At 68.6% G+C, this 477-nt stretch carries 1 protein-coding gene; it reads left to right on the top strand.

Translation table 11 applies throughout. The annotated features are described in order from the left end of the window. Positions 1 to 84: 84 nt before the first annotated feature. On the top strand, positions 85 to 477 hold a 393-nt coding region (locus LRG07_RS13830; protein ID WP_238642786.1), incomplete at its 3' end, for a hypothetical protein.

Here is a 477-nt window from a genome sequence, read left to right as displayed (position 1 = left end):
ACCTGTCCGGGCAATCCCGTCTGTCGAAGGCTGAGCCCGCCCGACTAGCCTCCTTCGGTGAGTTGCACCGTTGGGAGGTTCGAGATGGATCGCCAGAGAGCGAAGCGCGAGGCGAAGCGGGAGTTCTGGCGTCAGGTGCTCGCCGACTGGGCCCGCTCTGGGATGAGCAAGAGCGAGTATGCCCGGGTGCACGGGCTGAAGATCAGCACGCTGCGCTGGTGGTCGAGCCACTACCCGCATTGGAGCCGCGGTCGCGGTGCCGCCGAGCCGGACACGCCCACCGAGCGCCGGAGTGATACCGATCAGGCGCAGGCGGGCACCGGTCAGAGGCAGCACTTTCTGACCGTCGGGGCCTCGGAGCATGTTGCGGACACACAGGCCGAGCCGCTGCGACTGACGCTCGGCGGCACCACGGTTGAGATCCCGCCCGGCTTCTGCGAGCAGACCCTGGAGCGGCTGCTCGGCGTCCTGGAACGC

Source organism: Halorhodospira sp. 9622, from assembly GCF_022228025.1.
In the GTDB taxonomy this organism is placed as follows: Bacteria; Pseudomonadota; Gammaproteobacteria; order Nitrococcales; family Halorhodospiraceae; genus Halorhodospira; species Halorhodospira halophila_A.
This window is presented reverse-complemented; position numbering and strand designations above follow the sequence as displayed.